This is a genomic window from Pseudomonas sp. FH1 (genome assembly GCF_000510895.2).
Lineage (GTDB): Bacteria > Pseudomonadota > Gammaproteobacteria > Pseudomonadales > Pseudomonadaceae > Aquipseudomonas > Aquipseudomonas azotoformans_A.
Genome location: NZ_AOHM01000049.1, coordinates 1 through 827 on the forward strand (window position 1 = coordinate 1; position 827 = coordinate 827).

The window sequence follows — 827 nt, forward strand, 5'->3', positions numbered from 1 at the left end:
GATCAGAGCGCTGAGGTTCGTCGTCTACGGGCCGAGCTGAAACGGGTGACGGAGGAGCGAGACATCTTAAAAAAGGCCGCCGCGTACTTTGCCAAGGAGTGCGGCTGAAGTACGCCTTTATTAAGCAGCAAGCGGGTCATTACGCGATTCGACGGCTTTGCCTGACGCTCAAGGTTCATCCCAGCGGCTACTACGCGTGGCTATCAGAACCAAAATCTGCGCGAGCCAAGGACGATCAGCGACTGCTTGGACTGATCAAACACTCCTGGTTGGAAAGCGGTGGTGTTTATGGCTATCGCAAGATCCATGATGACCTGCGAGAGGTTGGTGAGAGCTGTGGCCGTCACCGGGTAGCTAGGTTGATGCGCCTTGAAGGTTTACGTTCTCAGACTGGGTATCGACGGAGGCCGGGAAAATATGGCGGTAAACCAGCCGTTGCCTCACCGAACTTACTGAAGCGCCAATTCGATGTCAGAGAACCCAACAAAGTCTGGGTCACAGACATTACCTACATCCGAACATATGAAGGCTGGCTGTATTTGGCCGTGGTGCTCGATCTGTTTTCACGCCAGATCATTGGTTGGTCAATGAAGTCGCAGATGACCAGCGACGTAGCCATTGATGCACTGCTGATGGCGGTTTGGAGACGTAAGCCGAAGCAAGAGGTGATGATCCACTCGGATCAAGGCAGTCAGTACAGCAGCTCAGACTGGCGAAGCTTCTTGAAAGCTAACAACCTGGTAGCCAGCATGAGTCGTCGAGGTAACTGCCACGACAACGCTGTGGCGGAGAGCTTTTTCCAGCTGCTAAAGCGGGAGCGGATCAAG

The 827-nt window shown here is 53.9% G+C and carries 1 pseudogene; it reads left to right on the forward strand.

The features are described 5' to 3' along the window. Positions 1–827, forward strand: a pseudogene (locus H096_RS16370) (IS3 family transposase); the annotation flags it as partial.